Origin of the sequence: Pseudoflavonifractor capillosus, assembly GCF_016902575.1 — a bacterium.
In the GTDB taxonomy this organism is placed as follows: domain Bacteria; phylum Bacillota; class Clostridia; order Oscillospirales; family Oscillospiraceae; genus Enterenecus; species Enterenecus capillosus_A.
In genome coordinates, this window is record NZ_JACSNZ010000017.1 from 1 (window position 1) to 24,602 (window position 24,602).

Here is a 24,602-nt window from a genome sequence, read left to right on the forward strand (position 1 = left end):
GGAGTTGGGAGAACTCCAATTTGCGCATCATATTTGCCGTTATTCCCCAAACTATGACCAGAACCCCTGTTTTCGCTCAATGAAAACAGGGGTTCTTCGACAGTCTGAAGGACGGGATGCAGCGTACACGCTGCATCCCGTCCTTTTTGCGCTTGTTATTATTTCTTTTTCCGCTTCTTCTCAAAGAAGTCCCGCACCGGGGTTGCCGGGGCGGGGGTACCTTCCCCCATGGTGCGGGCGTACTCCTTCAGAGCATCCCGCTGCTCATTGGTGAGGTTTGTAGGCACCTGCACCTTAATCAGCACATACTGGTCACCTCGGCCCCGTCCGTTGACGTTGGGCACGCCCTTGCCCCGCAAGCGCACAGTGGTGCCAGGCTGGGTCCCGGCAGGCAGGTTGTACTTGACCTTGCCATCGATGGTGTCAATGTGGAGCTCAGCGCCCAGAGCGGCCTGGGTAAAGCTCACCTTCTGCTCCAGGTACAGGTCGTACCCGTCCCGCTGGAATCTGGGGTCTGGAATCACGGAGATGTTGATGAGCAGATCTCCGGCGGGGCCACCGTTGAGCCCCTCGTTGCCCTGACCACGCATGGAGATGGACTGGCCATCGTCGATACCGGCGGGGATCTTCACCTTGATCTTGCGCTGGCGGCGCACCTGGCCGTCCCCATGACAGTCGGGGCAGGGCTGGTGGATGATCTTACCGGTGCCGTGGCACTTGGAGCAGGGGGCGGTGGTGGTGAAGGCGAAGCCGCCCGCCCCACGCTGGATGCGCACCTGGCCGGAGCCGTGGCAGTCAGGACAGATCTCTGCGGTGGTGCCGCTGGCACAGCCGGTACCGTGGCAGGTGGAGCAGTTCTCGGTGCGGTTCAAGTTGATCTCCCTCTCCACACCCCGCATGGCCTCCTCAAAGGTAATGGTCATGTTGGCCCGCAGAGAAGCGCCCCGCTTGGGGGCGTTGGGGTTTGCCTGGCGCTGACCGCCACCAAACCCGCCAAAGCCGCCGCCAAAGAAGGAGCCGAAGATGTCGCCCAAGTCCACATCTCCCATGTCAAACCCGCCGAAGCCGCCGCCACCGAAGCCACCGGCCCCAAAGTTGGGGTCTACTCCGGCGTGACCGAACTGGTCATACTTGGCCCGCTTGTCCTTGTTGGACAGCACCTCGTAGGCCTCATTGACCTCCTTGAACTTCTGCTCCGCCTCAGCGTTGCCCGGGTTCAGGTCGGGGTGATACTGCTTGGCCAGCTTGCGGTAGGCCTTTTTCAGTTCATCGTCCGAGGCTCCCTTGGACACGCCCAGGACTTCATAATAATCACGTTTTTGTTCTGCCATTCTATGTCACCTCACTGGGCAGGATAATAAACCTGCCACAAGCGGGGTGGTATGATGCACCCCGCTTGTGAAACCCGGTCGATTGCTTACTTGTTGTCGTCGTCCACCACTTCGTAGTCGGCGTCCACCACATTGTCGCCGCCGTTGTCGGCTCCGGTGGCACCGGCGGAAGCACCGCCCATGTCGGGGCCGGGCTGAGCGCCAGCCTGGCTGTACAGCTTCTCGCTGACGGCGTAGAATGCGCGGGTCAACGCCTCGGTGGCGTCCTTGATGGCCTGGGTGTCGGTGCCCTTCAGGGCCTCCTTCACCTTATTCAGCTCACCCTCGATGTTGGCCTTGTCGGCACCGTCCAGCTTGTCGCCCATCTCCTCCAGGGTCTTCTCGGTCTGATAGACCATCTGGTCGGCCTGGTTGCGGGTGTCCACTTCCTCCTTGCGGCGGGCATCCTCAGCGGCGAACTGCTCGGCCTCCCGCACAGCCTTCTCCACGTCCTCCTTGGACATGTTGGTGGAGGAGGTGATGGTGATGTTCTGCTCCTTGCCGGTGCCCATATCCTTGGCGGTGACGTTGACGATGCCGTTGGCGTCGATGTCGAAGGTCACCTCGATCTGAGGCACGCCACGGCGGGCGGGAGCAATGCCGTCCAGGTGGAAGCGGCCCAGGGTCTTGTTGTACTGAGCCATCTCACGCTCGCCCTGGAGCACGTGGACCTCCACAGAGGTCTGGTTGTCGGCGGCGGTGGTGAAGATCTGGCTCTTCTTGGCGGGGATGGTGGTGTTGCGCTCGATGAGCTTGGTCATCACGCCGCCCATGGTCTCAATGCCCAGGGACAGGGGGGTGACGTCCAGCAGCAGCAGGCCCTTGACGTCGCCCACCAGCACGCCGCCCTGAATGGCAGCGCCCATGGCCACACACTCGTCTGGGTTGATGCCCTTGAAGCCTTCCAGGCCGGTGATCTTCTTCACGGCCTCCTGGACGGCGGGGATACGGCTGGAGCCGCCCACCAGCAGCACCTTGTGCAGGTCGCTGGACTTCAGACCGGCATCGCTCATGGCCTGGCGCACGGGGCCGGTGGTGGCCTCCACCAGGTGAGCGGTGAGCTCATTGAACTTGGCCCGGGTCAGGGTCAGCTCCAGGTGCTTGGGGCCGGTGGCGTCAGCGGTGATATAGGGCAGGTTGATGGAGGTGGAAGTGACGCCGGACAGCTCGATCTTGGCCTTCTCGGCAGCCTCCTTCAGGCGCTGCATGGCAACCTTGTCGCCGGTGAGGTCGATGCCCTCGGCCTTCTTGAACTCAGCGGCCATCCAATCCATGATGCACTTGTCGAAGTCGTCGCCGCCCAGGCGGTTGTTACCGGCGGTGGCCAGCACCTCGATGACGCCGTCGCCAACCTCCAGCACGGACACGTCGAAGGTGCCGCCGCCCAGGTCGTAGACCATGATCTTCTGGTCGCTCTCCTTGTCCACACCGTAGGCCAGAGCGGCGGCGGTGGGCTCGTTGATGATCCGCTTGACCTCCAGGCCGGCGATCTTACCGGCATCCTTGGTAGCCTGACGCTGAGCATCGGTGAAGTAGGCGGGCACGGTGATGACGGCCTCGGTGACGGTCTGGCCCAGGTAGGCCTCTGCGTCCGCCTTCAGCTTCTGCAGGATCATGGCGCTGATCTCCTGGGGGGTGTACTTCTTGCCGTCAATGTCCACCTTGTAGTCGGTGCCCATCTCACGCTTGATGGAGATCACAGTGCGGTCGGGGTTGGTGATGGCCTGGCGCTTGGCCACCTGGCCCACCATGCGCTCGCCGTCCTTGGAAAACGCCACCACGGAAGGAGTGGTGCGGTTGCCTTCGGCGTTGGGGATGACGACGGCCTCGCCGCCCTCCATGACGGACACACAAGAGTTGGTCGTACCAAGGTCGATACCAATAATCTTAGACATAACAATTCCTCCTAAATATATGGCAAATATGTGTTTACAAATGGAAATATATAGATCAGTTTGCCACTTTTACCATGGCAAATCGGATCACCTTATCGCCGCAGGTAAAGCCCTGCTGAAAGACCTCCACCACCGTATTTTCCCCGGCGGTGTCGTCCTCCACGTGCATCACGGCGTTGTGGCGGTTGGGGTCAAAGGTCTCGCCCAGGGCGGGGATCTGTTCCACGCCCAGCCCGCTGAGGGCATCCTGGAGTCCTTTCATGGTCATCTCCACGCCCTTGGCGTAGGCCTCGTCGCTGGTCTGCTGCTTCAAGGCCCGCTCCAGGTTGTCGTACACCGGGAGGAAAGCGGCCACGGTCTGGGCCTTGGCACTGGTCCAGGCGCTCTCCTTTTCCTTGGCGGTGCGCTTGCGATAGTTGTCGTACTCGGCGGCCAGGCGCAGGTATTTCTCCTCGGCCTGGGCCAGCTTCTCATCCACCTGGGGGGCAGCTTCTGCCTGGGGTGCCTCCTGCTGAGGCTCTGCGGTGGTCTCTTCCACCTCTTGCTCCAGGTTTTCCGTATTTACAGTCTTTTCATCCATGGGGTCTACTCCTCCTTTTGGTCAAGGGCGGGGGGAAGCTCCCCCTGTCCAAAGAGCTTGGACAGTCCATCTGCCACGTAGGACAGCTTGGCGGCCACCTTGGCGTAATCCATGCGGGTGGGTCCCACCACACCGATGACGCCCTTCATGCCGTCTCCGATGTCATAGCTGGCCAACACCACGCTGGTATCTTTCAATTCGTCGGCCACATTTTCCGGGCCAATGAGTATTTTCGTATTGTCGCCGTTGAGGGCGGGCAGATCCAGCACATTGGCCAGAGACTGCTCCTCGCTGAGGTAACACATCAGTTTCTGGGCCTTGTCCACGTCCCGGTACTCCGGGTGGTCCAGAATGTGGCTGGTACCGGCGGTATACACCGGCCCGTGCTCCAAGGCATCCAACACCTCCATGGCAAAGGACACCACCAGGGAGATAAGGCCATAGGCGCTGCCGGCGGCGTGTTCCGCCACCCGCATCAGCTCCGGGGTCAGCTCCTCCAGGCTCTTGCCCACAAAGGAGGTGTTGAGCAAGGTGGTGAGCATCTGCAGCTGGGGCTGGGACAGGTCGGTGGGCAGGCGAATGAGCTTGTTTTTCACCACGTTACTGTCCGTCATCACCACCACAATGAAGGAGTTCACATCCACCATAATAAGGTCGTAGCGGCGGATGGTGGTGCGCCGCCGCTCCCCCGCTAAGGCAAAGGCGGGATAATTGGTCAGCTGGGACACCATGCGTCCGGCCTGGTCAATGACCTTGTCCAGCTCCTGCATCTTCAGGTGCAGGGCATCGTTGATCTGCCGGGTCTCCTCCAGGCTCAACCGCTGCTCCTCCATCAGCTCGTTGACGTACAGCCGATATCCCTTGGGGGACGGCACCCGTCCGGCAGAGGTGTGGGGCTGCTCTAAGTAGCCCATCTCGGTGAGGTCTGAGAGTTCGTTTCGGATGGTGGCGGAGGACACATTCAATTCCGCCAGCTCCAAAATAGCTTTGGAACCCACCGGCTCTGCGGTGCGGATATAGCTTTCCACCACAGCCCGCAAAATTTTCTTTTTTCGTTCGGTCAGTTCCAAGCGGCATCCTCCTGTTCTCTCGTTTTAGCACTCACTATCCCCGAGTGCTAATGATACTGTACCACCGCCCCTGTAAATTGTCAATAGTCCAGTTGTAAATTAAATGTGAATGGACGTGTACCACAAAACACGCCCTTATTTTTGCAGTAATTTGATAAGATTGCTAATCAGATGGAGAAACCCCAAGAAATCGGTAAATTGAGGCTTTTCTTTCCACGCCATTCGTAGTAAACTGTGTATAGTTATGTCTATCTTTGGATTATGTTCACATTTTGGAGGTCATCACCTATGCAGCTATCTCTAACTGCCACCCCCTCTCCCACTGTGGCTCTGAGTTTCTCAGAACGAATCAGCCAGGGCTGGAACGACATCGTGTACGGCATATCTTGGTTTTTTGCCAATCTCTCCCCCGCCTTTGGCTTTGCTCTGGTGGGTATGGCCGTTGTGGTGGCCTTTTTTGTCTATTACTGGTACTGTTTGAAGCCCAAGCCCAACTCTCTGGAGTGGATTTCCATGTCTGAGGCCCAGTTTCGTCCCAAGCCCCTGAGCCTCACTCTGCCCCACACCCCCATGGAGCGGTGTGACTGGATCCCCATGCTGCTGGTGACCATTGTGTATGCCGCCACCGCCTTTTTCCAGCTGGGCAGCTTTTCCGCACCGGAGACCTATGTGAAATTCCAGCAGGGGGACTCCTACACGTTCTCCTTTTCTCAGCCCGTGCAGGTGGATGAGATTTCCTTCTTCACCTCTCTGGGCACCGGCACCTACCGTCTGGAGTATACCAACAACGGCTCTGACTGGAAGTGGGTGGATCTGGACCAGAACTACGCCACCTTATTTAAGTGGGAGAAGGTAGATCTGACCCAGGTACCTGAGGGGTTGGAGGAGGCTCCCAGCGTTGTAGAGGGCACCACCTTCCGCATCTCGGCCACCTCCACGGATCGCACAGAGGGAATCTGGCTGGCAGAGCTGGCTTTGTGGAGCGATGGTCAGCCCCTCACCCCCGACTATGTGGATGTGGGGGCACAGGCCCTGTTTGACGAGGAGGAGGAGTGGACCACCAAGCAGACCTATCAGAACTCCTCCTATTTCGACGAGATCTACCACCCCCGTACTGCCCTGGAGCATCTCAACAACGTCTATCCCTATGAGGTGTCCCATCCCCCTCTGGGCAAGCTCATCATGTCCATTGGCATTGCCATTTTTGGCATGGTGCCCTTTGGGTGGCGGTTTATGGGCACGCTCTTTGGCGTGCTGATGCTGCCCATTCTCTATGTGTTTTTGAAAAACTTCTTTGGCAAGACCGTGGTGGCCTTGTGCGGCACCTGTCTGTTCGCCTTTGACTTCATGCACCTGGTGCAGACCCGCATTGGAACCATTGACACCTACGGGGTGTTCTTCATCCTGGTGTCCTACTACTTTATGTACCGCTGGCTGTGCTGCCCGTTGGGCAGCTCTCTGCGAAAGACAGCCCTGCCCCTGTTCTTGTGCGGGCTGTTCTGGGGCATTGGCTGTGCCAGTAAGTGGACAGTGATTTACGCCGGAGCCGGTCTGGCGGTGCTGTGGCTGCTGGGTCTGCTGCTGCGGTACCGGGAGTGGAAGCGGGCGCCTGGGAACTTTGACTTTGTCAGCTTTGTGCTGAGCACCACCTCTCTGTCGGTGATCTTCTTTGTGCTCATCCCCGCCACCATCTACACCCTGTCCTACATCCCCTACGCCACTGCCCAGGGCTCTTTGACCCTGGACTCCCTGCTCAACATTATGTGGAACAACCAGGAGTTCATGCTCTCCTACCACCAGGGCGTCCACTCCACCCACCCCTACCAGTCCAGCTGGTACCAGTGGATCTTCGATGCCCGACCCATTCTCTACTATCGGGATCTGGAGCTGGCCAATACAGAAGGGGTCAAGAGCCTGTTTGCCTCCTTCAACAACCCCCTGGTGTCCTGGGCCGGTCTGCTGGCCTTCTTTGCCGTGGCCATTCAGACCATCCGCCGCAGATGCGGACGAGGATTGTTCATCCTCATCGCCATTCTCTCCCAGTTCCTGCCCTGGCTGCCCATTGGACGCACCCTGTTTGCCTACCACTACTTCCCCACCATTCTGTTTTTGGTCTTCGCCATTGCCTATCTGATGAATGATATGCTGGAGCGCAACCGCAAGGGGGCCTCTCTGGCCGTCTACGGCTTCACCGGGTGTACGGTGGCTCTGTATGCCATCTTCTACCCTGCCCTCACAGGGCTGTATATGCCCTTGTGGTACAGTGAGATCTTTTTGCGCTGGTTCCCCACCTGGCCACTTTAAGTGTCTCGAAAACGCCAGCGTTTTCTCGAGGTTTTGCAGCCCTCTGCATCGCACTCGCTCCGCTCGCACGTTTGGGGGCTGAGAAGTATTTTTCCGCCGCACATGTCGCCGGAAAAAATGGATCACACATTTTCCGCCTAAAGGCGGAACTCTGCGAGGCTTAGGAAGGGGGCTATCTTGTGTATCTCTGTGACTGTCACACCCACACCCGGATCTCCTTTGACAGCGAGGCTCCCCTGTGGGAGATGATGGCGGCAGCCCAGCGGTCTGGACTTCAGGAGCTGTGCGTCACCGACCACTGCGACCTGCTGGACGGAGACGGCACCCCCACCCTCACCTTTCCCTGGCCCCAGGCCCTGGAGCAATATAGGCAGCGGGGGGAATCCCCTGTGTCGGTGCGTCTGGGTCTGGAGCTGAGCTGTGCCCCCTACCATCCTCAGGCCGCCCGGGATATCCTGGCCCAGGCAGGAGGAGCGCTGGACTTTGTGCTTGGCTCTCTCCACAACTGGATCGGAGCCCAAGACAACCGGGATTTCTACTACACCCGATTCACCGGAGATCCCGCCCTGGCTCAAGCAGCCATGGAAAACGCCCTCACCCACACCTGGACACTGGTGACACAGCTGCCAGACTGCTATGACTCCCTGGCCCACATCACCTACCCCCTGCGCTACATCGCCCGGGACGGGGTGAAACTGACCCTGGAGCCTTTCCGGGCGCAGGTGATGGAGATTTTCCGTCAGGTGGCCCAGTCCCACCATGCCCTGGAGGTCAACACCTGCCGGGGCCAAGCCCTGGAGGACTGGCTGCCCATTCTCCGCTGGTTCAAAGCCTGCGGCGGGGAGTTTGTCACCGTTGGCTCGGATGCCCACCAACCGGAACACATGGCCCTGGGGATCCCCCAGGCCCTGGAACTGCTGCGAGAGGCCGGGTTCTCTTATGTCACCACCTATCAGGGCCGTCGCCCTGTCCCCCACAAACTTTAACAATCTAGAAAAAGGAGTTTTGACCATGAAAATTTCTCTTGGCTGTGATCACGGTGCCTACGATCTGAAGGAGCACGTGAAAGACCACCTCACCCAGCTGGGCCACGAAGTGGTGGACTGCGGCACCTACTCTGCCGACAGCTGCGACTACCCTGTCTTTGCCAAGGCCGCTGCTGAGAAGGTGGCCAGCGGTGAGTGTGAGCGGGGCATTGTCATGTGTACCACTGGTATCGGCATCTCCATCTCTGCCAACAAGGTCAAGGGGGTGCGGTGCGCTCTGTGCAGCGAGCCCTACTCCGCCGAAATGACCCGCCGCCACAACGATGCCAATATGCTGGCCATGGGCGCTGGCCTCATTGGCCGCAATATGGCCGACCGCATTGTGGACACCTTCCTCTCCACCGAGTTTGAGGGGGGCCGTCACCAGCGCCGGGTGGACCTGATGATGGAGATTGAGAACGCATAATCCAAACCAAACCCACAAGGAGGTGTGAGCCAGCGGCTCACACCTCCTTATATTTTACCTTGTTCCGCTAACAATCTCTCATATCGTGTTTTTGCTGACACATTCCCTGCCAAATATCGCTGCCAGACGTTCCACCCTCCTGCCTCATGTCCAGCCTGGGCTTGCATCTGCTCCACATAAGCCAGCACTTTGCGGTGGTACACCATCTCATAGATGTGTCGGGCCTTTTCCGGTGTGATGTAGAACTCCCTGCCAATGGCAGCAAACCCCAGGCCGTGCTGATCCCGGAGCAGTAAAATCTCATAGCCCTGCCCATTCTTCTGCAAGGTGCTGTAAGGAATGTCTGTCAATGTCATGCTATTACCCTCCCGCATCATTTACCCGTATTGCAGGTAAATAATATATCATATACAGGTATTAAATACAACGCCCTGCGGTAAAATTTATCCGGGAGTGTGGTAATATGCTGCGATTAAAACAACTGCGGGAAGAACGTCGTCTCAGTCAGGCGGGACTGGCAATACATCTCAACATTTCTCAATCCACGGTCAGTGCCTATGAAGTGGGAGACAGGACTCCAGATTTGGAAACACTGGTGGCAATCGCTCAGTTTTTTGACGTATCGCTGGACTATCTGGCCGGACTTACGGAGTCCAAACACCAGATGACCCAGAGCGACCTTACCCTGGAGGAAATGACTCACCTGCACGCCTACCGTCAGTTGAACAGCCATCAAAAAGAGCGGGTAAAGGCATATATAGATGGTCTGCGAGACAGAGCCTAATTCTTTTTGCTCAATATAACAAGGAGGAAGCGAGACCGCTTCCTCCTTGTGAGCGTGTCGAAAAAGTTCGACACGCTTCTCAAAAATGCAAGCATTTTTTCGAGGGGATGCAGCCCGCTGCGCGCATAATCGGGTCAAAGGACGACCCGATTCCACACTGGCGGGCTGAGAAGTGTTTTTTTCGATGCTCATGTCCCCGAAAAAAACAGATTTTGATTTATTTTTCCATCCTCGGATGGAAAAACTCTGCCGAGGGCTTTTTGGCGATGCAAGATCATCTGCCCTTCTTGCATTGACGTGAGCTTTTTCGACAGTCTGCAAGGAGGAAGCGAGACCGCTTCCTCCTTGTTTCGTTCTCCACCAGGCCCAAAGCATCCCTTGTGTAAAAGTGGACAGGGAGATTGTACCTCTGCAAGAGACTGTTTCATACTTGCCAGTCTGGCAAGGGGGTATGCGCTCCGCTGGGGTCTATTTTTGCCCGGCCAAAAATAGACGAAAAAGCCGCCTAGGGCGTTCCCCCCTAGGTACCCCCCTTGAATACCAGACTGGCATTGCGTCCCATATCTACGGCCCGGAACATCTCCTACTGTTCCTGTTTGTGCCACCACCGCCGCGGCCTCATCCTGCCGCTCCCTTGCCGCCTCCAGGTCATCGAAATCCCCCAGGGCCCGCAGGTCCACATGGGAAGCGTCCACCCCGAACACCGGGCGTTCCGCCCACTGGGCCAGGGTGGCGGGATAGTCTCCTTCCAACTGTCCCCGGACGCTCTCCGAGCGCAGGTGGCACACCTCCAGCAGGGTGTCCACCGCCAGCAGGTGGTCCTCATAGGAGCAGAAGGCGGTGGGGTCGGCCTGGACATAGGGGGCGATCATGGCCTGGGTCTGCCGGATGACCGCCTCATACCGGCCGCTCTCGAAATACTCCGTGAGCAGATGGTCGAAATAGGCGTGATACCGAGCAAAATAGTCGTTGTTTTTCATCAGATTGTGATAGAGGGGGCGTTTCAGCATGGTCTCCCCCCGGGCGGGGGTGTTGATGGGCCAGTTGATCAGTACGTCGGGGTCCCGGATGGGATCGGTCATGCCCAGGGCGTAGGTGCCGAAGGCCAGGTTGTAGTCCCAGGGCAGGATGGAGATCACCCCGTCCTCCTCATAGAGGAAGTAGTTGTGTCCGGTGTGGCCCAGGTAGCTGTCCCAGTTCATGACGAACACCTGGACGGTAAAATACCGTAGCACCTCGTCCACGTTGATTGCTGTCTCCAGGTCCTCCCCGGTGGACAGCACCCGCAGGGCCTGGATCAGCCGCTCCCGGTCCGCCCCGTCGGTGGAGAACCTGGCGTTGTCGAAAATATTGGGGTAGAGGGCGGGATCGTCCCCTGTGTACCACAGGGCCACGTCGGCGTTCTCCGCGTTCAGGGAGTGGTAGTCCGGCTTATAGAGCGCTCCGTGATCCGGGCCGAAGTTCCGCCGGGCAAAAGCCTCCTCCGGTTCCTCGATGGCCAGGAACAGCCCCCAGGGGGCGCCGTTCACCGTCACCCAGGCATAGCTGCACAGAGGGGCCGGCGCCTCCATGTAGGCCATCATGTGGTAGGCCAGGTAGGTCTTGAGGTAGCTGTTGTCCTGGAAGGAGGCATCCAGGGAGAGCTTGTCCAGTCCGTGGTAATTCCCGCCGTCCACATAGTGGTCGAATTCCAGCTTCAGGCTGTACCGGGACAGGCCGTACTCCTCCGTCAGCCGGAGGGAGTTGTTCCCCTTGGCCCGCAGGCCCACTTGGTAAAATTCCTCCCCGTCGATGACCGCGGTACAGGGGATATATTCCTCCGCCGGGGCGTTTTCCAGAAAGGCCGCCCAGTCCTCCACCCGCAGGTCCACCGTGTGAACCCGGTCGTCGTCAAAGAGGCGGGAGGCATACCCGGGCGCGGCGCTGGCTGGCCGGAGGCCAAGAACCTCCCCGAAGCAAAGCAGGCCGGTGAGGATCAGGGCCAGCAGGATGGCCGCGGCGCAGATGCGGTCGATATGCCGGTGGCGGATCATGGCCTCACCCCATGTAGTCCCCGTTGTAGGAGACCAGAACCACGTTCCCCACACCCTCCATGGCCCCCAGCTCATTGACGAACTCTGTGTCGGCGTCCCGCAGGCGCACCTCATAGTTCAGCTCGATCTGGCCCGGGGCCACGCTCTTGCTCTTGAGATTCAGCCGCCGCACTCGGGCCTCCACCAGGGCCCGCACCTGTCCCTCCACATCCTGGTCGGCGCAGTGGATCACCAGGATGTAGGGGGACTCCCCGTTCTTCTGCCGGGAGAACACCAGCAGCACCACCCCCACAAAGAGGCTGCCCACCACCGCCAGGGGGATGAGCCCCGCCGCCAGCACGATGCCCGCCGCGATGGCCCAGAACAGGAAGGCGATATCCATGGGCTCCTTGATGGCGGTGCGGAAGCGGACGATGGACAGGGCGCCCACCATGCCCAGGGAGAGGACGATGTTGCTGGTCACCGCCAGGATTAACAGGGTGGTGATGAGGGTGAGGGCGATGAGGGTCACCCCGAAGCTGGGGGCGTACATGACGCCGGCGTAGCATTTTTTATAGACCAGGAAGATGAACAGGCCCAGGCAAAAGGCCAGCGCCAGGGCGATGACGGCGTCCGGCAGGGAGACCGCGTCCAGCCGCTCCAGAAAGCTGGATTTGAAGATGTCCTGAAAGGTGAACGTGGGCATGGCAACCACTCCTCTTTTCTTCGTTCTCAGTCGAACCGCCGGCACAGGGCGTATTTGGAACAGGCCGCCGCCCGGCGATTCGGGGTTTGGACGGCCAGGCGCACCAGGTCGGGGAGAAAGGCGTCGTACTTGACCTCCAGTACCGTCAAAGCGTCCAGAGGTTTCAGAGGGAACAAACCGGGGGACAGGAAGCCGGCGCTGTCCCCGCAGGTGCGCAGGTTCCGATCCAGGGTCACTCGGACATTTCCGGGGGCGTACAGGAAGGCCTCCCGGTCATAGCACACCACCGTCCTGGGCCGCAACAGCGTCCCATGGAGCTTGTGGTACAGCTCCGACAGCAGGGGCTCACCCCGCTCCAGAAGGAAGGCGTCCTCCCCGGAGAGTAGCCGCTCCGCCTCCGACCAGGTCAGGTGGGCGGATCGCTTGCCGCACAGGCCATTCACCTTAAATTTTTTCTCCAGCTTGAGAAAATCCGGGCGCTCCCCGTAGTATCGCAGGCGGAACTTCTCCCGCCGGTTCACCCCGTCCAGCTTCTCCCGGAGGGCGGTATCGTAGGGGGTGTCGAAATACAGGCTGGTCACCCGGTAGGAGCCGTCCGGTCCGGCGTGGCCGTCCCGGGGAAAGAGCTTCCGCAACCGGGAGGCGAGCACCAGATCCTCCTGGGGAGAGAGCTGGTGCTTGACCTCGTGGCGCAGGCGGAAGGGCTCAGTCGTCCCAATCGTCGTCCCAGTCGTCATCGTCGTCCCGGTCGTCATCGTCGTCCCGGTCGTCGTAGTCCGTGTCGTCCCAGCCGTCGTCATCGTCGTCCCAGTGATCCTCGCCGGTGGGGTCGCCGTACCAGTCGTCGTCATCGCCCCAGTCGTCGTAGTCGGTGATCCCGTCCGCATTGGGGCCGTAGTCGGTATCGTCGTAGTCGGTGATGCCATCCGCGTTGGGGCCGTAGTCGGTATCGTCGTAGTCGGTGATGCCGTCGGCGTTGGGGCCGTAATCCGTGTCGTCGTAATCGGTGATCCCGTCGGCGTTGGGGCCGTAGTCGGTATCGTCGTAATCGGTAACGCCATCATTGTTGGGGCCGTAGTCCGTGTCATCGTAGTCGGTGATACCGTAATCGGTGATCCCGTCGTTGCCCGGACCATAGTCGGTGTCGTCATAGTCCTGGAACTCCGCGTCCATCTCGGTGATCTTGCCGGTGTAGGCGTTCACCTCATACTCGTACTCCACGCCGTCCAGGATGAATTCCACCTCGTACTCCCCGTCGTCCAGGTCGTACTCCTTCTCCACAAACTGCAGGTCGTCCCGGCCCAGCTGGGTGGAGAGGATGCTCTGGGCGGCGGAGGCGTTGATGTACCCCTTGTCGCCGTAGGCATCGTCGTAGTCGTCCTGGTCCAGGGTCACGGGCTGAGAGCCGATCTGGTCGGTCTCCACCACCAGCCGGACCGCCTCGGCCAGCTCGTTCAGGAACTGGTCACTGGGATAGGCGGAGCCCCGCTCCAGCTTCAGGATGATGTTCTTCTCGTGGCCGCCCACGGTGGCGTCGAAGTAGCCCAGGGCATTGATCTCGTCCACCAGCTCTCCCACCACCTGGGTACAGGGCCGGCCCTGGTAGCCGGTGTAGGAGGCCAGCAGGGTCTGGGCCTCCTGGTTGCGGCCGGTGAGGGCCACCACGTTGCCAGCGTCGTCATAGTCCATCTCGATCTCCGGGTTCACGCTCAGGAGGACGGTGCCGGCGACACCGCCGCTCTCTTCCAGAAGGGGGGCGCTGGTGCCGGGGGCCTCGGGGAGGGACGCCGTGCCGGCGCCGTTCCCGCAGGCAGTCAGAGCGGTCAGGGCCAGGGCGGCGGTCAGAGTCAGGCCAAACAATTTGATGCGGATGTTCTGTTTCATGTCTTTCATCTCCTTAGAAAATGGTGTTTCAGTTTTGTGTTCTGATTTTAGATTACGGAGCCGTTGCCGAAAAACCGGGGTCTGGGAAAACTTTTTTATGTTCCAATTCTTTTATGTGTTCCCGCCCCCGCAGGGGGCGGGAACGCTATGGAAAATTTTGAATTCAGGAACACAAAAGGGAAGTGGGAGTTTTTGATTTTCCTTGGCTTACACTGGAAGGATACGGCGGCCGGCCCTCAAAACCGGGGCCGCGGCGGAAATTTTTCTGCTTTAATCGTCATCATCCCGATCTCCGTCATCGTCATCATCATCCCGGTCGTCTTCATCGTCTTCCCAGCGATCATCACCGTTGTCCTCCCAGCGGTCATCGTCGGTATCCCGGTCATCGTCCCGATCCTCATAGTCGGTGTCACCGTCCACATAAGGGCTGTCGTTGGGAGACTCATAGTCGGTGACGCCGTCGCTGTAAGGGCCGTAATCGGTATCCGCATAATCGGTGACGCCGTCGCTGTAAGGGCCGTAATCGGTATCCTGGTAGCCGGTCACTCCGCCGCTGCCGGGTCGATCGTCCGTGTCATCCGGGACAACGGGCGGATCGGTCTGCTCCGGGAGTGGTTCTGGGGCAGGTTCCGATTCAGGGGGCATCACCGGGATGACTACCTCAGTGGCCGGCTCCTCCTCCGGGGCGGGGCCGATTTGAATCACGATGGTCTCACCATACCGCTCCTCCAGATCCTCCCGGGCCGCCTGTTCCTCCCGGGCCTGCCAGTCGGCGTCGGCGCTGGTGACCGTGATGGACACTGTCTCTCCATCGGAGAGGTAGCCCATATCGATGGCCCGCCCCACCAGCTCCCCGGTCACGTCCTCCCGGTCCTTGCCGCCGTAGTCGTAGCCCTCGATCAGGATCTGGCCGTCCTCATTGAGCCCCTCCAGCTCCAGCACCCGGTCGGTGCGGCTGAGGGTGAGCTCCACATCCGGGTTGATCTGGATGCGCAGGGCACCGTAGGGAACGAAGTTGGGCTGGTAATAACCAAAGAACACGATGCACAGGCAAGCGGCCAGGCCGGCAACGCCAGACAGGGGCTTCCACAGGGCGGGGCGTTTTTCCTTGGGGCGCTGCAGCTCCACGATGTCCCGCACCGTGTCCCCCACCTGATAGCGCAGGTTGGCGGCCTTCAAAAAGCGGCCCTCCTCGTCCAGCACCACCGCGTAGGCCGGATGTACCTCCATGACCAGATAGCTCACGCCTCGTCGCCCCCTCTCTTGGGGCCCACCTGGCACAGGTGGCCCCGGATGATCTCATAGCCGTTGGTGAAGGCCAGCAGGATGGCCACCAGGTACTTCCGGTGCCGCTCCATGGTCTTCTTGTCGGTGCCGGAGCCGGCGGACAGCTCCCCCATGGGCAGCTTGCCTGTGTCCTCCACCCGTTTCAGCAGCTCCGGCTGAGTCCGGGCGAAGTCCAGTACCCGGCGGCAGGCGGCGAAGGTCCGCTCCTGCCGGGGGCAGTTGTCCGCCACGTCGGAAAAGGTCAGGCCGAACTGGGCCAGCTTCTCGGAAAACTCCTGGATCTCCCGCCGGCTGGCGGTGCGCACCGCATAGTCCTCGGCGTGGTCCACGGTGTCGGGGATGGTGTCCAGCAGCTCGCCGCCGTCCTCCTCCCCGCCCAGGGGGGTGTGGAGGGAGATCACATTGCCGTGGCGCTTCTCCGTCCGGTAGTGGTCGATGAGCCGGTTTTTGATGGCCCGGGCGGCGTAGGGCAGGAAAGCGCCCCGGCTCTTCTCATAGGCCAGCACCGCCTCATAGAAGGCCAGCATGGCGATGCTCAGTTCGTCCTCATGGCCGTTCTCCGGGGCGGTGTGAAGAAACTTCACCGTCTCCGAGCGGATAAAGCCCATGTACTGACGGATGAGGGCGTCCGCCGCCTCCGAGTCCGTCTTGGCCGATTGTACCTGGGAAACGATATCGTGCTCTGTGCGCACCATTGCCATCCCTCCATCCCCCTCCGGCAGAAGGATACGGACACGCCGCCGGATTTTCGGGGTCACAGCAGAAAATTTCAAAGGGTAGAAAACACTATTGTAAAGTTTAGCGGCTGCGAAACGGAGGCGCGACCGTCTGGATGTCAAATCTTTGTCAAATGTATGTAAAGAAACGGATGGGGCGGTTTTGCGTTCCCTTGGATGGGTTGTGCGCCAGGGTTCTTCGTGGTAGGATGGAGGCACGCACACAGAGGAGCGCGCGGGATGAAACAGATCTTTTCTTTCGGTTTGACAGCGGCGCTTTTGCTGGCCTGCCTGACCGGCTGCGGCGGACAGGCGGGCAGCGCCAGCGCGGCGGATGTGGACATCTGGGAGGAGTCCGGCGACGGTCGGGGCCGCTACGAGGGGGATCTGTTCCTGGACGGTATGAAGTATGAGTTTGAAATCGATCCCCAGACAGGGCGGATCATCGACTGGAATGCCGATCTGCGGGACTGACCGGCAACACAAAAACCGAGGCAGGAAGAACGCAAGTTCCACTCCTGCCTCGGTTTTATAATTGGTAACTTTTGCTGTTCTCGGTCAGCCCGCCATCTGGGACAGGGCCACCCGGCCGGCGTCGTTGTACCCCTCCGCCTGGAGGGCGGCGGCCGCCGGCCTTCTTGCTTTTCTCATGCTGTTTCCTCCTGCGATTTTGTTTTGGAAAGGCAGCGGTACGTTCTCCCTATTTGATTTAGTATAATCCCACGACTGTAAAATCCGAAAGAGGGAATGTGTAAATTTCTTGTAGGCAGAGGAGGTCTGGAACGAAACCGGGTTCATAGCAAACGCGCTTCACATGGATTTGACGGTTTCTTTACTGAAATACCGTCGCACGCTGGGAAAGGCGTCTGCTATACTGAACACAGATGCGGTAGGCATCGGTTGGGAGCGGCAGTATGGAGTACGGTTTCAGACAGTCCGATCAAAATCGACAGAGTATGATCAGCGCCGGTTTGCGCCCTTACAGGGCGGACCGGCGCTGTTTTTGTGGATGCCGCGCCCAATGGTCATAAGACAACAAAGAAGAAAGGCAGGCGCAACGTATGCAGAAGACCTATGTGCTGGACGCCAATGTCCTCCTCCAGGCCCCCTACGCTCTGGAGTCCTTCGAGGACAACCACATCGTGCTGCCACTGGCGGTGCTGGAGGAGTTGGATGATCGGAAGGGGGCTGACGGTGAAGCGGGAAACAACGCCCGACATGTGCTCCGCTTCCTGGAGAGATTACGGCTCCAAGGAGACCTGGTAAAAGGCGTGACCCTGCCCAGTGGAGGCACCGTGCGCCTGGAGGTCAACCATGTGGACGCGGCCCTTCCCCAAGGGATAGAACCCGGCAGCCGGGCGGGAAGGGTGCTGAAGGTGTGTCGGGGCCTCATGGACGAGGGAGCGCCGGTGACGCTGGTGAGCCGGGACATGGTCGCCCGCATCCGGGCCCAGATGATGGAGGTGCCGGCGGAGGACTTCACCACCGACCGGCTGCCGGATGGAGCCCAGCCCTACACCGGCCGGGCGGAGGTCTACATCTCGGACAGCCTGCTCACAGCGTTCAAGAAAAAGGGAGCTCCGGCGGAAGAACTCTATACCGTGGACGGCGCGGGGGAGCGGAAGCCGGTTTCCTTGACCGAGAACCAGTTTGTCCTTCTGCACTCGGATACCGAGCCGAAAAAGACCATGCTGGGCCGTTTCCGGGAAGGGAAGGTCACCGCCCTGCGCTTTGGCGGCGTCCGCCCATTCGGCGTCAAGCCCCGGAGCGTGGGGCAGCAGTTCCTGCAGGAGGCCCTGCTGCTGCCGGCGGAGGAGGCGCCCCTGGCCATCATCCAGGGGCCGGCGGGCACCGCCAAGACCTTTTACGCCCTGGCTGCAGGGCTGGAGCAGGTGCTGGAGGCGGAGGAACGGCCCTATCGGAAGATTCTGGTGTGCCGCCCCAATGCCCAGTTTGACGCGGACATCGGTTTTCTCCCGGGCAGTGAGCAGGAAAAGATCTCCCCCCTCATGCGGCCCATTGTGGACAACCTGGAGATCTTGCTGGACCTGGAGGGGAAGAAAAAGGAGCGGCGCAGCGAGGAGGAGCTGCGGGGGCGCATTGACTACCTCTTTGACACCGGCGTCATCGCTGCCGAGGCCATGAACTTCATGCGGGGCCGGTCCATCACCGATACCTGGCTCATCATCGACGAGGCCCAGAACCTCACCCCCCGGCAGGTCAAGGGCATCATCACCCGGGTGGGAAAGGGCACCAAGGTGGTGCTGCTGGGGGACCCGGCCCAGATCGACCACCCCCTGCTGGACACCCGGAGCAACGGATTGACCTATGCCAGCGCCCGCATGAAGGGTAGCCCCCTGTGCGTCCAGCTGACCATGCTCCCTGACGAGTGCGAGCGTTCCCCTTTGGCCCTGGACGCGGCGGTGCGGATGTAAATGATAGCAGAACTTTCGTAACATGATATGAAAGAAAATTTATTTACATTTTACAGGACTTTGGAAGAAGAATTTACATCCCGGTGGTACACTGTGCCTGTGTGAGCGAGAAACACACCATCATAGGGAGGAAAATATGCTATGAGTATCGCACAGAAGCAGACTGCCACACAGTCGCAAAAGCTGATGATCTTTGTCCTGTCCATGTCCCTGTACGGGCTGGCCACCCTGTTCACCGAACTGATCCCCAAGTTCCAGGTGGGGGTCGTGGAGTTCTCCGTGGAGTACTTCCTGTTCATCCCCCTGACCCTGGCCATGCTGTTCGACCCCCTGTCCGCCGCCCTGGGCGCCGCCACCGGCGAGCTGGTGTTCAGCGAGATCATGCTGGGCCAGTTCGGCGGCCTGGGCGAGCTGGAGAAGTTCCTCACCGTCACCATCGGCGTGTACATTGCCGGCCGGCTGGTGAAGGATCCCAAGAACCGCGCCATGGTGGGCGTGGCCGCCATCACCGGAACCGCCGCCCAGCTGCTGATGGGCACTGTGGTGGACATTCTGAAGGTCCAGCTGGCGGTAGAGGACTTCGAGGCCGTGGCCGGCCTGCCTGAGAGCGTGTTTGCCACCGAGGGCTTTGCCTTCCTCAATGACCTGCTGTTCTCCGGCATCCTGTTCTGCCTGCTGCCCACCCTGTACCTGGTACCCAAGCTGTACGGCAAGATCGAGCCCCTGCTGGGCATGGCCCCCCGCACCCCGGAGAGCGCCGTCAGCGGCATCAGCCCCAAGGCGTTGATCGTGTGCGCCGTCGGCTTTGTGTGCGCCATCGTGGCTGAGCTGGCCGCCACTGCCGGTATGTCCCTTATTGACTGGGAGGCCGAGTGGGCCGAGAGCGGCACCGCCCTGGCGGTAGGAATGGTCGCTGCCGCCGCGGTGGCCATCATCGCCCTGCTGGTCATCAAAAAGAACGCGGGAAAAAAGGCTGCGGTGAACTGAGATGAACGCGGTTGAGATCGACGGCCTGACCTATACCTACCCAGGCGCCCCTCAGCCCACCCTGAAAGAGATCTCCCTTCAGATCGAGAAAGGGGACTTCCTGGCGGTCGTTGGCAACAACGGCTGCGGGAAGTCCACTTTGTGTAAGGCCCTCAACGGCCTGATCCCCCACTTCATCACAGGGAGCATGGAGGGAAGCGTGCGGGTGGAGGGGCTTGATACCCGGGAGAGCGACGTGGGCGTCCTGGCCCAAAAGGTGGGCTATGTGTATCAGGACTTTGAAAACCAGATCGTCCGGCCCACCGTGCTGGACGACGCCTCTTACTCCTGCCTGAACTACGCCTTCCCCGACTACCTGGAGCGGGGCAGGGCCGCGTTGAAGCAGTGCGGTCTGGAGGGCCGGGAGGAGGAGTACGTCTGGCAGCTCTCCGGCGGTCAGACCCACCTGCTGGCCCTGGCCGGGGCGGTGTCTCTTCAGCCGGACATCCTGATCCTGGACGAGCCCATCGCCCAGCTGGACCCCATGCACGCCGACCGGATCTATGCGGTCCTCCGGGATTTAAACGAGAACCACGGCAAAACCATCGTTGTCATTGAGCACCACACTGAGTACATCGCCGACTTCTGCAAGCACGTGATGCTGATGAGGGACGGCCGGGTGCGCTGGATGCTACCCACGGAGGAGGCCCTCCAGCGGGTGGAGGAGCTGGAGGCCTGCAATATCTTCCCGCCCCAGGTGACCCAGGCGGCCTACAGCCTGCGGAAGGGCGGTATTCTCCCGGCGAATGTCCCTCTGCCCACCACGGTGGCGGACGGAGAGAAGGCTTTTGCCGGCCTGCGATACATCCCCCGGGAAAAGCCGGCGCCCGCCGCTCCCGGCGGTGAAAGCGCCGTGTCCGTTCAGAACGTGTCCCTCTCCTACCGCTCGGTGAAGGGGGAGCCCCACACCGTCTTTGACGGGCTGGATCTGGACATCCGCAAGGGGGAGAAGGTGGCCCTCATCGGCTCCAACGGGGCGGGCAAGTCCACCCTGATGAAGCTGATGGTGGGCCTGCTGAAGCCCAATGCCGGCACGGTGTCCCTGTTTGGGGAGGCCATCGGAGACAAAAAGGCTGAGGATCTGTCCCGGCAGATCTCCCTGGTCTACCAGAATCCGGAGGAGATGCTCATCAAGGACTCCATCCGGGCCGACATCGCCTATGCCATGGAGGTGCGGAAGGTCCCGGAGTGGGAGAAGCGCACCGCGGAGCTGCTGGAGCGGTTCCGGCTGACAGAGCTGGCGGACCGGGACGGCCGCCTCATGTCCGGCGGCCAGATGCGCCGGGCCAGTTTGGCCATCGGCATCGCCCTGAACCCGGGCATCCTGCTGCTGGATGAGCCCACCGCCAATCTGGACATCGCCACCCGGCGGGAGATCATGGCGGTGCTCTCGGATATGAAGGACATCATCCAGACCGCCATCATCGCCACCCACGACATGCAACTGGTGTGTCAGTGGGCGGAGCGGATCATTGTGCTGCGGGGCGGGCGTGTGGTGGCGGACGGGCCCCGGGACGAGATCTTTGCCCGGGCCGACCTGGTGGAGCAGGTAGGCATCCGCCCGCCGGAGATCTTCACCATGGGGCAGGCTTTAGACAGGCGAGCCCTGTGCTATACCATCGACGAGTTCCTATCGTCTTTTCAGGAGGCGTGACCGCTGTGGAAAAATTGACCGCAAAACTCTCGGAGAGCATCCTGGATAAGCTCTCCATGGACTTCCTGCGCAATCAGGTGCTGAAGAACGCCTATGGCAACGATGACACCGTGATCGCCGGCCTGGACCCCCGAATCCTGCTGGCCTGGTATCTGTTCTTCGGCCTGGTGCCCTGGTTTGTCAGCGACATTCCCTTCCTGCTGGGGTGCTTCCTGCTGGTGATGGCTACCACCGTCCTGGCCCGTGTGGCTGGTCTGGTGCTGTTCCTCTTCGCCCTGGGGGTGTTCTCTCAGACGGGGTATCTGTTCCTGGTGACGCTGCTCTTTGGCGGCGACGCCTCCGCCATTGCCCCGCTGCTCATCCTCACGTTGAAGGTAGCCACCATCTCCCTGGCCTCGGTGACCGTGTTCTCCGGACTGGACCCGGACAAGCTGTCCAACGGCCTGATGTGGTACGGCTGCCCAGAGCGGCTGAGTTTCTCTATCTCCTACGCCTACCGGATGCTGCCCATGCTCATGGAGGAGTTCCAGAATGTGCTGCTCTCCTACCGGCTGCGGGGCAATCCCCCGGCTCACAAGACCCTGGGGGGCAAGATCAGGTACCTGATCTATCAGGTGAAGATCATCATGCAGTCCTTCTACCCCCTGATGCTCAACACCGCCAAGCGCTCCCGCACCACGGTGGAGGCCCTGGAGCTGCGGGGCTACCGGTACGCGGCGGTGAACAAGTCCGTGAAAAAGATCAAGCTGGCCGCCCTGAAGGTCACTTATAACGATGGACTGTTCCTGGCCATCTCCTTCCTGGTGGTGGCGGTGGCCGTCCTGATCTCCACACTGCTGTAAGAAAGAAGGTCATTTATCTTGCGCCTGGATTTTCACACCCACGGGAAGCTGGCCAAAAAGCTCCCATTTTCCACCGCCTACACCGACTGGCTCTTCGGCGAGGCCAGACAGGCCGGACTGGACGCCCTGTGCCTGACGGAGCACTTCAACACCCTCCAGTTTGCCGATGTGTACGGCTACATCGCCTCGGTGAGCCGAAGGATCGGGGACACCCTGGAGCTGGAGAACGGCCTGCGCGTCTTCCCCGGCATGGAGACGGATGTGGCGGAGGGCGGTCATATCCTGTCCATCGGGCCCCTGGAGGCCATTTTGGAGCTGAACCGGCGGCTGGAGCCCCACAAGGAGAAAAGGGACTTTCTGCCCTTCTCCCGGCTCATGGATTTGTTTGAGAAGTACCCAGTGGTGGTGGGCTGCGGCCACCCCTTCCGCGCCGGCGGCCATGTGCCCGAACTGCCGGAGGAGCAGCTCCGCCGCCTGAAATTTCTGGATCTGAACGGGAAAGACCTGGCTCTTGACCGGGAGAGGACGGAGCGGCTCACCCATGACCTGGGGAAAAAGCTGGGCATCCCTGTGGTGTCCGGCAGCGACACCCATCAGGCGGTGCAGTACGGCTGCGTCACCACGGTCTTTGAACGGGAGGTGGACACCGTCCCCGCCCTCTATGGGGAGATGACAGCCGGCCGCTACGCCATTGATCTCTCCGACACCGCCGCCTTCCAGGTGCGCACCGCCTGTCTGCTGAAGCGGTCCTTGAAGGAGATCCATGCCCTGGGAGGCGACTACGTGGCCATTCTGACCCGGGAGGCCACCGCATGACCGCCCTGACGGATTCCCTGGCGGAGGGGGCCGTCCAGACGGTATTGGAGGCGGGGGAACTGCTGACCGATCCCGCCGCCGTTCAGAGCATCCGCTCCAAGGGCGAAACGGACTATGTGACCAATGTGGACGTGGCGGTACAGGCGTTTCTGCGGAAGCGTCTGGCCGCCCTGGCCCCGGATGTCCAGTTTATGGGAGAGGAGCAGGACAATACGGGGCTGGACTGGAGCCGCCCCTGCTGGATCCTGGATCCGGTGGACGGCACCACCAACCTGATCCACAGCTTCCGGCACAGCGCCATCTCCTTGGCTCTGGCGGAGGGTGGACAAGCTGTCTTTGGTGTGGTATACAATCCTTATACGGAGGAGTGCTTCACCGCCCGCCGGGGCGGCGGAGCGCTCCGAAACGGAGTCCCGATCCACGTCAGCGATGTCTCCCGGCTGGAGGACAGCCTCCTGTCCACGGGCACCGTCCCAGGCCGCCGGGAGCTGGCGGATGCGGCTTTCCAGCAGATGCGGGCGCTGTATGACCGGTGTCAGGACGTGCGCCGCACCGGCTGCGCCAGCCTGGACCTGTGCTGGGTGGCCTGCGGACGGCTGGACGGCTATGTGGAACTGTCTCTCCAGCCCTGGGACTACGCCGCCGGAATGCGCATCGCGGCGGAGGCTGGAGGAAAAGTCACCGCCCCCGACGGCAGCCCCCTATCCCTCCGGGAGGGCGGGCCTCTGCTGGCCTCTAACGGGCGGCTCCACAGCGTGCTGCAAGCAATTTTGAAAGAATGAGGGGGTTGTCATGGACCTGCACCTTCCCACCCCGGCCGGGGAACTGACCCGGGCGGAGCAGAAGATCCTGGACTATATCAACACCAACACGGATGCTTTCCTGTTTTCTTCCATCGGCCAACTGGCCCAGCGGCTGGAGCTCTCCGACGCCACGGTCTCCCGCTTCGCCCGCCATGTGGGTTGCCGGGACTTCAAGGCGCTGAAATCTCTGGTGCTGGAGCAGTCTCCCGGCCCGGCGGTAAAGCTGACGGCCACGCTCAGTCAGGGGGATCATTTCTCCCCCCAAGCCTGGCTGGAGCGGCAGCGGGCATACTTGGAGAAGACCATACAACAGCTCTCCACCGGGGAATTTGACCGGGCGGTGGAGGCTCTCTGTTCTGCCCGGCGGGTGTTTCTTCACGGAAAAAACGCCTCCGCTTCCATGGCACAACTGCTCCATTTCCGCCTGCGGCGGCTGGGCTTACAGGTGTCTCTCCTTCCCTCCGGCGGTTCTGAACTGCTGGAAGGACTCGCGCAAGCGGCGGAGAACGATCTGGTGGTGCTGTTCAGCTTCTCCAAGCTCTCCCGGGAGGGCCGCATCCTCCTGGAGCACAGCCGGTCCGCCGGCTATCGGACCTTGGCCTTTGTGGGCCGCACCTGCCTGCCCGCGGAGGAGCGGGCGGACATCAGCCTCTTTGCCTACCGGGGGACAGAGAAGGAGTATCACTCTATGGCAGCTCCCGCCGCCCTGCTGGATGCTCTGGCAGTCGCTGTGGCGGAACGGTTGGGAGATGAAGGTACGCAGCGTCTCCAGTCGCTGCACCGGATGAAAAAGGACTATTTTCCAGACGGATGAACGCATCCCCCATGCCCGCACATGGGGGATGCGTTCATTTTCCAGGATGATGCACAAATTTTACACACATTTTACTGCGCCGCGGTAGTGGGCGCAAGCCGGCTGTGATATGGTAGATTAGGATTGTTTTATATATTCTGCGCATGGGCTTG

The 24,602-nt window shown here is 60.7% G+C and carries 23 protein-coding genes; 12 read left to right on the top strand and 11 right to left on the bottom strand.

All coding sequences use genetic code 11. The features are described from left to right. Window positions 1-158: 158 nt before the first annotated feature. From dnaJ to hrcA, 4 genes are all read right to left on the bottom strand, one after another. Window positions 159-1,331: a molecular chaperone DnaJ gene (gene dnaJ, locus H9X86_RS07040; RefSeq protein ID WP_204900838.1), complete on the bottom strand. Its 1,173-nt coding sequence runs from the start codon at window positions 1,329-1,331 to the stop codon at window positions 159-161. Between the two features lie 86 nt (window positions 1,332-1,417). Further along, on the bottom strand, window positions 1,418-3,265 hold the full coding sequence (gene dnaK, locus H9X86_RS07045) for a molecular chaperone DnaK (RefSeq protein WP_204900839.1): 1,848 nt from the start codon (window positions 3,263-3,265) through the stop codon (window positions 1,418-1,420). Between the two features lie 55 nt (window positions 3,266-3,320). Beyond that, window positions 3,321-3,845 carry a nucleotide exchange factor GrpE gene (gene grpE / locus H9X86_RS07050; RefSeq protein ID WP_204900840.1) on the bottom strand — a complete coding sequence of 175 codons (525 nt, stop codon included), beginning with the start codon at window positions 3,843-3,845 and terminating at the stop codon, window positions 3,321-3,323. 5 nt (window positions 3,846-3,850) lie between these two features. After that, window positions 3,851-4,915, bottom strand: a complete 1,065-nt coding sequence (gene hrcA, locus H9X86_RS07055; RefSeq protein WP_204900841.1) for a heat-inducible transcriptional repressor HrcA — start codon at window positions 4,913-4,915, stop codon at window positions 3,851-3,853. A gap of 288 nt (window positions 4,916-5,203) precedes the next feature. Here hrcA and H9X86_RS07060 point away from each other — a divergent pair, with 288 nt between their 5' ends. From H9X86_RS07060 to rpiB, 3 genes are all read left to right on the top strand, one after another. Next, window positions 5,204-7,219, top strand: a complete 2,016-nt coding sequence (locus tag H9X86_RS07060; protein ID WP_204900842.1) for a glycosyltransferase family 39 protein — start codon at window positions 5,204-5,206, stop codon at window positions 7,217-7,219. Window positions 7,220-7,398: 179 nt separating this feature from the next. After that, a complete protein-coding gene (locus tag H9X86_RS07065; RefSeq protein WP_204900843.1) occupies window positions 7,399-8,205 on the top strand; it encodes a PHP domain-containing protein in 807 nt (268 codons plus the stop codon). Between the two features lie 25 nt (window positions 8,206-8,230). Next, a complete protein-coding gene (gene rpiB / locus H9X86_RS07070; RefSeq protein WP_204900844.1) occupies window positions 8,231-8,671 on the top strand; it encodes a ribose 5-phosphate isomerase B in 441 nt (146 codons plus the stop codon). A 47-nt stretch (window positions 8,672-8,718) separates the two neighbouring features. On the opposite strand, the gene H9X86_RS07075 is transcribed toward rpiB, so the two are convergent. Continuing rightward, window positions 8,719-9,027: a hypothetical protein gene (locus H9X86_RS07075; RefSeq protein ID WP_204900845.1), complete on the bottom strand. Its 309-nt coding sequence runs from the start codon at window positions 9,025-9,027 to the stop codon at window positions 8,719-8,721. A 107-nt stretch (window positions 9,028-9,134) separates the two neighbouring features. Between H9X86_RS07075 and H9X86_RS07080 the strand changes: the two genes are divergently transcribed. Continuing rightward, window positions 9,135-9,455 (top strand): helix-turn-helix domain-containing protein, encoded by a 321-nt coding sequence (locus H9X86_RS07080; protein WP_243416876.1) that lies wholly within the window; start codon window positions 9,135-9,137, stop codon window positions 9,453-9,455. Between the two features lie 188 nt (window positions 9,456-9,643). On the opposite strand, the gene H9X86_RS07085 is transcribed toward H9X86_RS07080, so the two are convergent. The 6 genes from H9X86_RS07085 to H9X86_RS07110 form a co-directional block, all read right to left on the bottom strand. Next, on the bottom strand, window positions 9,644-11,488 hold the full coding sequence (locus H9X86_RS07085) for a CotH kinase family protein (protein WP_204900846.1): 1,845 nt from the start codon (window positions 11,486-11,488) through the stop codon (window positions 9,644-9,646). A 4-nt stretch (window positions 11,489-11,492) separates the two neighbouring features. Continuing rightward, window positions 11,493-12,173 (bottom strand): DUF4956 domain-containing protein, encoded by a 681-nt coding sequence (locus tag H9X86_RS07090; protein ID WP_204900847.1) that lies wholly within the window; start codon window positions 12,171-12,173, stop codon window positions 11,493-11,495. 26 nt (window positions 12,174-12,199) lie between these two features. Further along, complete coding sequence (locus H9X86_RS07095) at window positions 12,200-12,910, bottom strand: polyphosphate polymerase domain-containing protein (RefSeq protein WP_204900848.1); 711 nt, start codon at window positions 12,908-12,910, stop codon at window positions 12,200-12,202. Beyond that, window positions 12,879-14,057 carry a PepSY domain-containing protein gene (locus H9X86_RS07100; protein WP_204900849.1) on the bottom strand — a complete coding sequence of 393 codons (1,179 nt, stop codon included), beginning with the start codon at window positions 14,055-14,057 and terminating at the stop codon, window positions 12,879-12,881. The genes H9X86_RS07095 and H9X86_RS07100 overlap by 32 nt, the downstream gene beginning before the upstream one ends. Before the next feature lie 270 nt (window positions 14,058-14,327). Beyond that, window positions 14,328-15,302 (bottom strand): anti-sigma-I factor RsgI family protein, encoded by a 975-nt coding sequence (locus tag H9X86_RS07105; RefSeq protein WP_204900850.1) that lies wholly within the window; start codon window positions 15,300-15,302, stop codon window positions 14,328-14,330. Further along, window positions 15,299-16,045 (bottom strand): sigma factor, encoded by a 747-nt coding sequence (locus H9X86_RS07110; RefSeq protein WP_243416877.1) that lies wholly within the window; start codon window positions 16,043-16,045, stop codon window positions 15,299-15,301. Before H9X86_RS07110 ends, H9X86_RS07105 begins: the two co-directional genes overlap by 4 nt. A gap of 255 nt (window positions 16,046-16,300) precedes the next feature. Here H9X86_RS07110 and H9X86_RS07115 point away from each other — a divergent pair, with 255 nt between their 5' ends. From H9X86_RS07115 to H9X86_RS07150, 8 genes are all read left to right on the top strand, one after another. Beyond that, window positions 16,301-16,534 carry a PepSY domain-containing protein gene (locus H9X86_RS07115; RefSeq protein WP_204900851.1) on the top strand — a complete coding sequence of 78 codons (234 nt, stop codon included), beginning with the start codon at window positions 16,301-16,303 and terminating at the stop codon, window positions 16,532-16,534. A 587-nt stretch (window positions 16,535-17,121) separates the two neighbouring features. Continuing rightward, entirely contained in the window at window positions 17,122-18,495 is a 1,374-nt protein-coding gene (locus H9X86_RS07120) for a PhoH family protein (RefSeq protein ID WP_204900852.1), read from the top strand. 141 nt (window positions 18,496-18,636) lie between these two features. Next, window positions 18,637-19,482, top strand: a complete 846-nt coding sequence (locus H9X86_RS07125; protein WP_204900853.1) for a DUF8171 family membrane protein — start codon at window positions 18,637-18,639, stop codon at window positions 19,480-19,482. A gap of 1 nt (window position 19,483) precedes the next feature. Next, the gene (locus H9X86_RS07130) at window positions 19,484-21,175 is read left to right on the top strand and encodes an ABC transporter ATP-binding protein (RefSeq protein WP_204900854.1); all 1,692 of its coding nucleotides are present in this window, start codon (window positions 19,484-19,486) and stop codon (window positions 21,173-21,175) included. Between the two features lie 5 nt (window positions 21,176-21,180). After that, complete coding sequence (locus tag H9X86_RS07135; RefSeq protein WP_204900855.1) at window positions 21,181-22,017, top strand: CbiQ family ECF transporter T component; 837 nt, start codon at window positions 21,181-21,183, stop codon at window positions 22,015-22,017. 18 nt (window positions 22,018-22,035) lie between these two features. Further along, a complete protein-coding gene (locus tag H9X86_RS07140; protein ID WP_204900856.1) occupies window positions 22,036-22,833 on the top strand; it encodes a PHP-associated domain-containing protein in 798 nt (265 codons plus the stop codon). Continuing rightward, window positions 22,830-23,615: an inositol monophosphatase family protein gene (locus H9X86_RS07145; RefSeq protein ID WP_204900857.1), complete on the top strand. Its 786-nt coding sequence runs from the start codon at window positions 22,830-22,832 to the stop codon at window positions 23,613-23,615. Before H9X86_RS07140 ends, H9X86_RS07145 begins: the two co-directional genes overlap by 4 nt. Before the next feature lie 10 nt (window positions 23,616-23,625). Then, window positions 23,626-24,450, top strand: coding sequence for a MurR/RpiR family transcriptional regulator (locus H9X86_RS07150; RefSeq protein ID WP_204900858.1), 825 nt, complete (start codon window positions 23,626-23,628; stop codon window positions 24,448-24,450). The last annotated feature ends 152 nt before the right edge of the window (window positions 24,451-24,602 follow it).

What these genes read in the sequence shown, in the direction of transcription:
- dnaJ (WP_204900838.1), bottom strand. Translation starts at nt 1,331, where the DNA reads ATGGCAGAACAAAAACGTGATTATTATGAAGTCCTGGGCGTGTCCAAG.
- dnaK (WP_204900839.1), bottom strand. Translation starts at nt 3,265, where the DNA reads ATGTCTAAGATTATTGGTATCGACCTTGGTACGACCAACTCTTGTGTG.
- grpE (WP_204900840.1), bottom strand. Translation starts at nt 3,845, where the DNA reads ATGGATGAAAAGACTGTAAATACGGAAAACCTGGAGCAAGAGGTGGAA.
- H9X86_RS07060 (WP_204900842.1), top strand. Translation starts at nt 5,204, where the DNA reads ATGCAGCTATCTCTAACTGCCACCCCCTCTCCCACTGTGGCTCTGAGT.
- rpiB (WP_204900844.1), top strand. Translation starts at nt 8,231, where the DNA reads ATGAAAATTTCTCTTGGCTGTGATCACGGTGCCTACGATCTGAAGGAG.
- H9X86_RS07075 (WP_204900845.1), bottom strand. Translation starts at nt 9,027, where the DNA reads ATGACATTGACAGACATTCCTTACAGCACCTTGCAGAAGAATGGGCAG.
- H9X86_RS07080 (WP_243416876.1), top strand. Translation starts at nt 9,135, where the DNA reads ATGCTGCGATTAAAACAACTGCGGGAAGAACGTCGTCTCAGTCAGGCG.
- H9X86_RS07085 (WP_204900846.1), bottom strand. Translation starts at nt 11,488, where the DNA reads ATGATCCGCCACCGGCATATCGACCGCATCTGCGCCGCGGCCATCCTG.
- H9X86_RS07090 (WP_204900847.1), bottom strand. Translation starts at nt 12,173, where the DNA reads ATGCCCACGTTCACCTTTCAGGACATCTTCAAATCCAGCTTTCTGGAG.
- H9X86_RS07095 (WP_204900848.1), bottom strand. Translation starts at nt 12,910, where the DNA reads ATGACGACTGGGACGACGATTGGGACGACTGAGCCCTTCCGCCTGCGC.
- H9X86_RS07100 (WP_204900849.1), bottom strand. Translation starts at nt 14,057, where the DNA reads ATGAAACAGAACATCCGCATCAAATTGTTTGGCCTGACTCTGACCGCC.
- H9X86_RS07110 (WP_243416877.1), bottom strand. Translation starts at nt 16,045, where the DNA reads ATGGCAATGGTGCGCACAGAGCACGATATCGTTTCCCAGGTACAATCG.
- H9X86_RS07115 (WP_204900851.1), top strand. Translation starts at nt 16,301, where the DNA reads ATGAAACAGATCTTTTCTTTCGGTTTGACAGCGGCGCTTTTGCTGGCC.
- H9X86_RS07120 (WP_204900852.1), top strand. Translation starts at nt 17,122, where the DNA reads ATGCAGAAGACCTATGTGCTGGACGCCAATGTCCTCCTCCAGGCCCCC.
- H9X86_RS07125 (WP_204900853.1), top strand. Translation starts at nt 18,637, where the DNA reads ATGAGTATCGCACAGAAGCAGACTGCCACACAGTCGCAAAAGCTGATG.
- H9X86_RS07130 (WP_204900854.1), top strand. Translation starts at nt 19,484, where the DNA reads ATGAACGCGGTTGAGATCGACGGCCTGACCTATACCTACCCAGGCGCC.
- H9X86_RS07145 (WP_204900857.1), top strand. Translation starts at nt 22,830, where the DNA reads ATGACCGCCCTGACGGATTCCCTGGCGGAGGGGGCCGTCCAGACGGTA.
- H9X86_RS07150 (WP_204900858.1), top strand. Translation starts at nt 23,626, where the DNA reads ATGGACCTGCACCTTCCCACCCCGGCCGGGGAACTGACCCGGGCGGAG.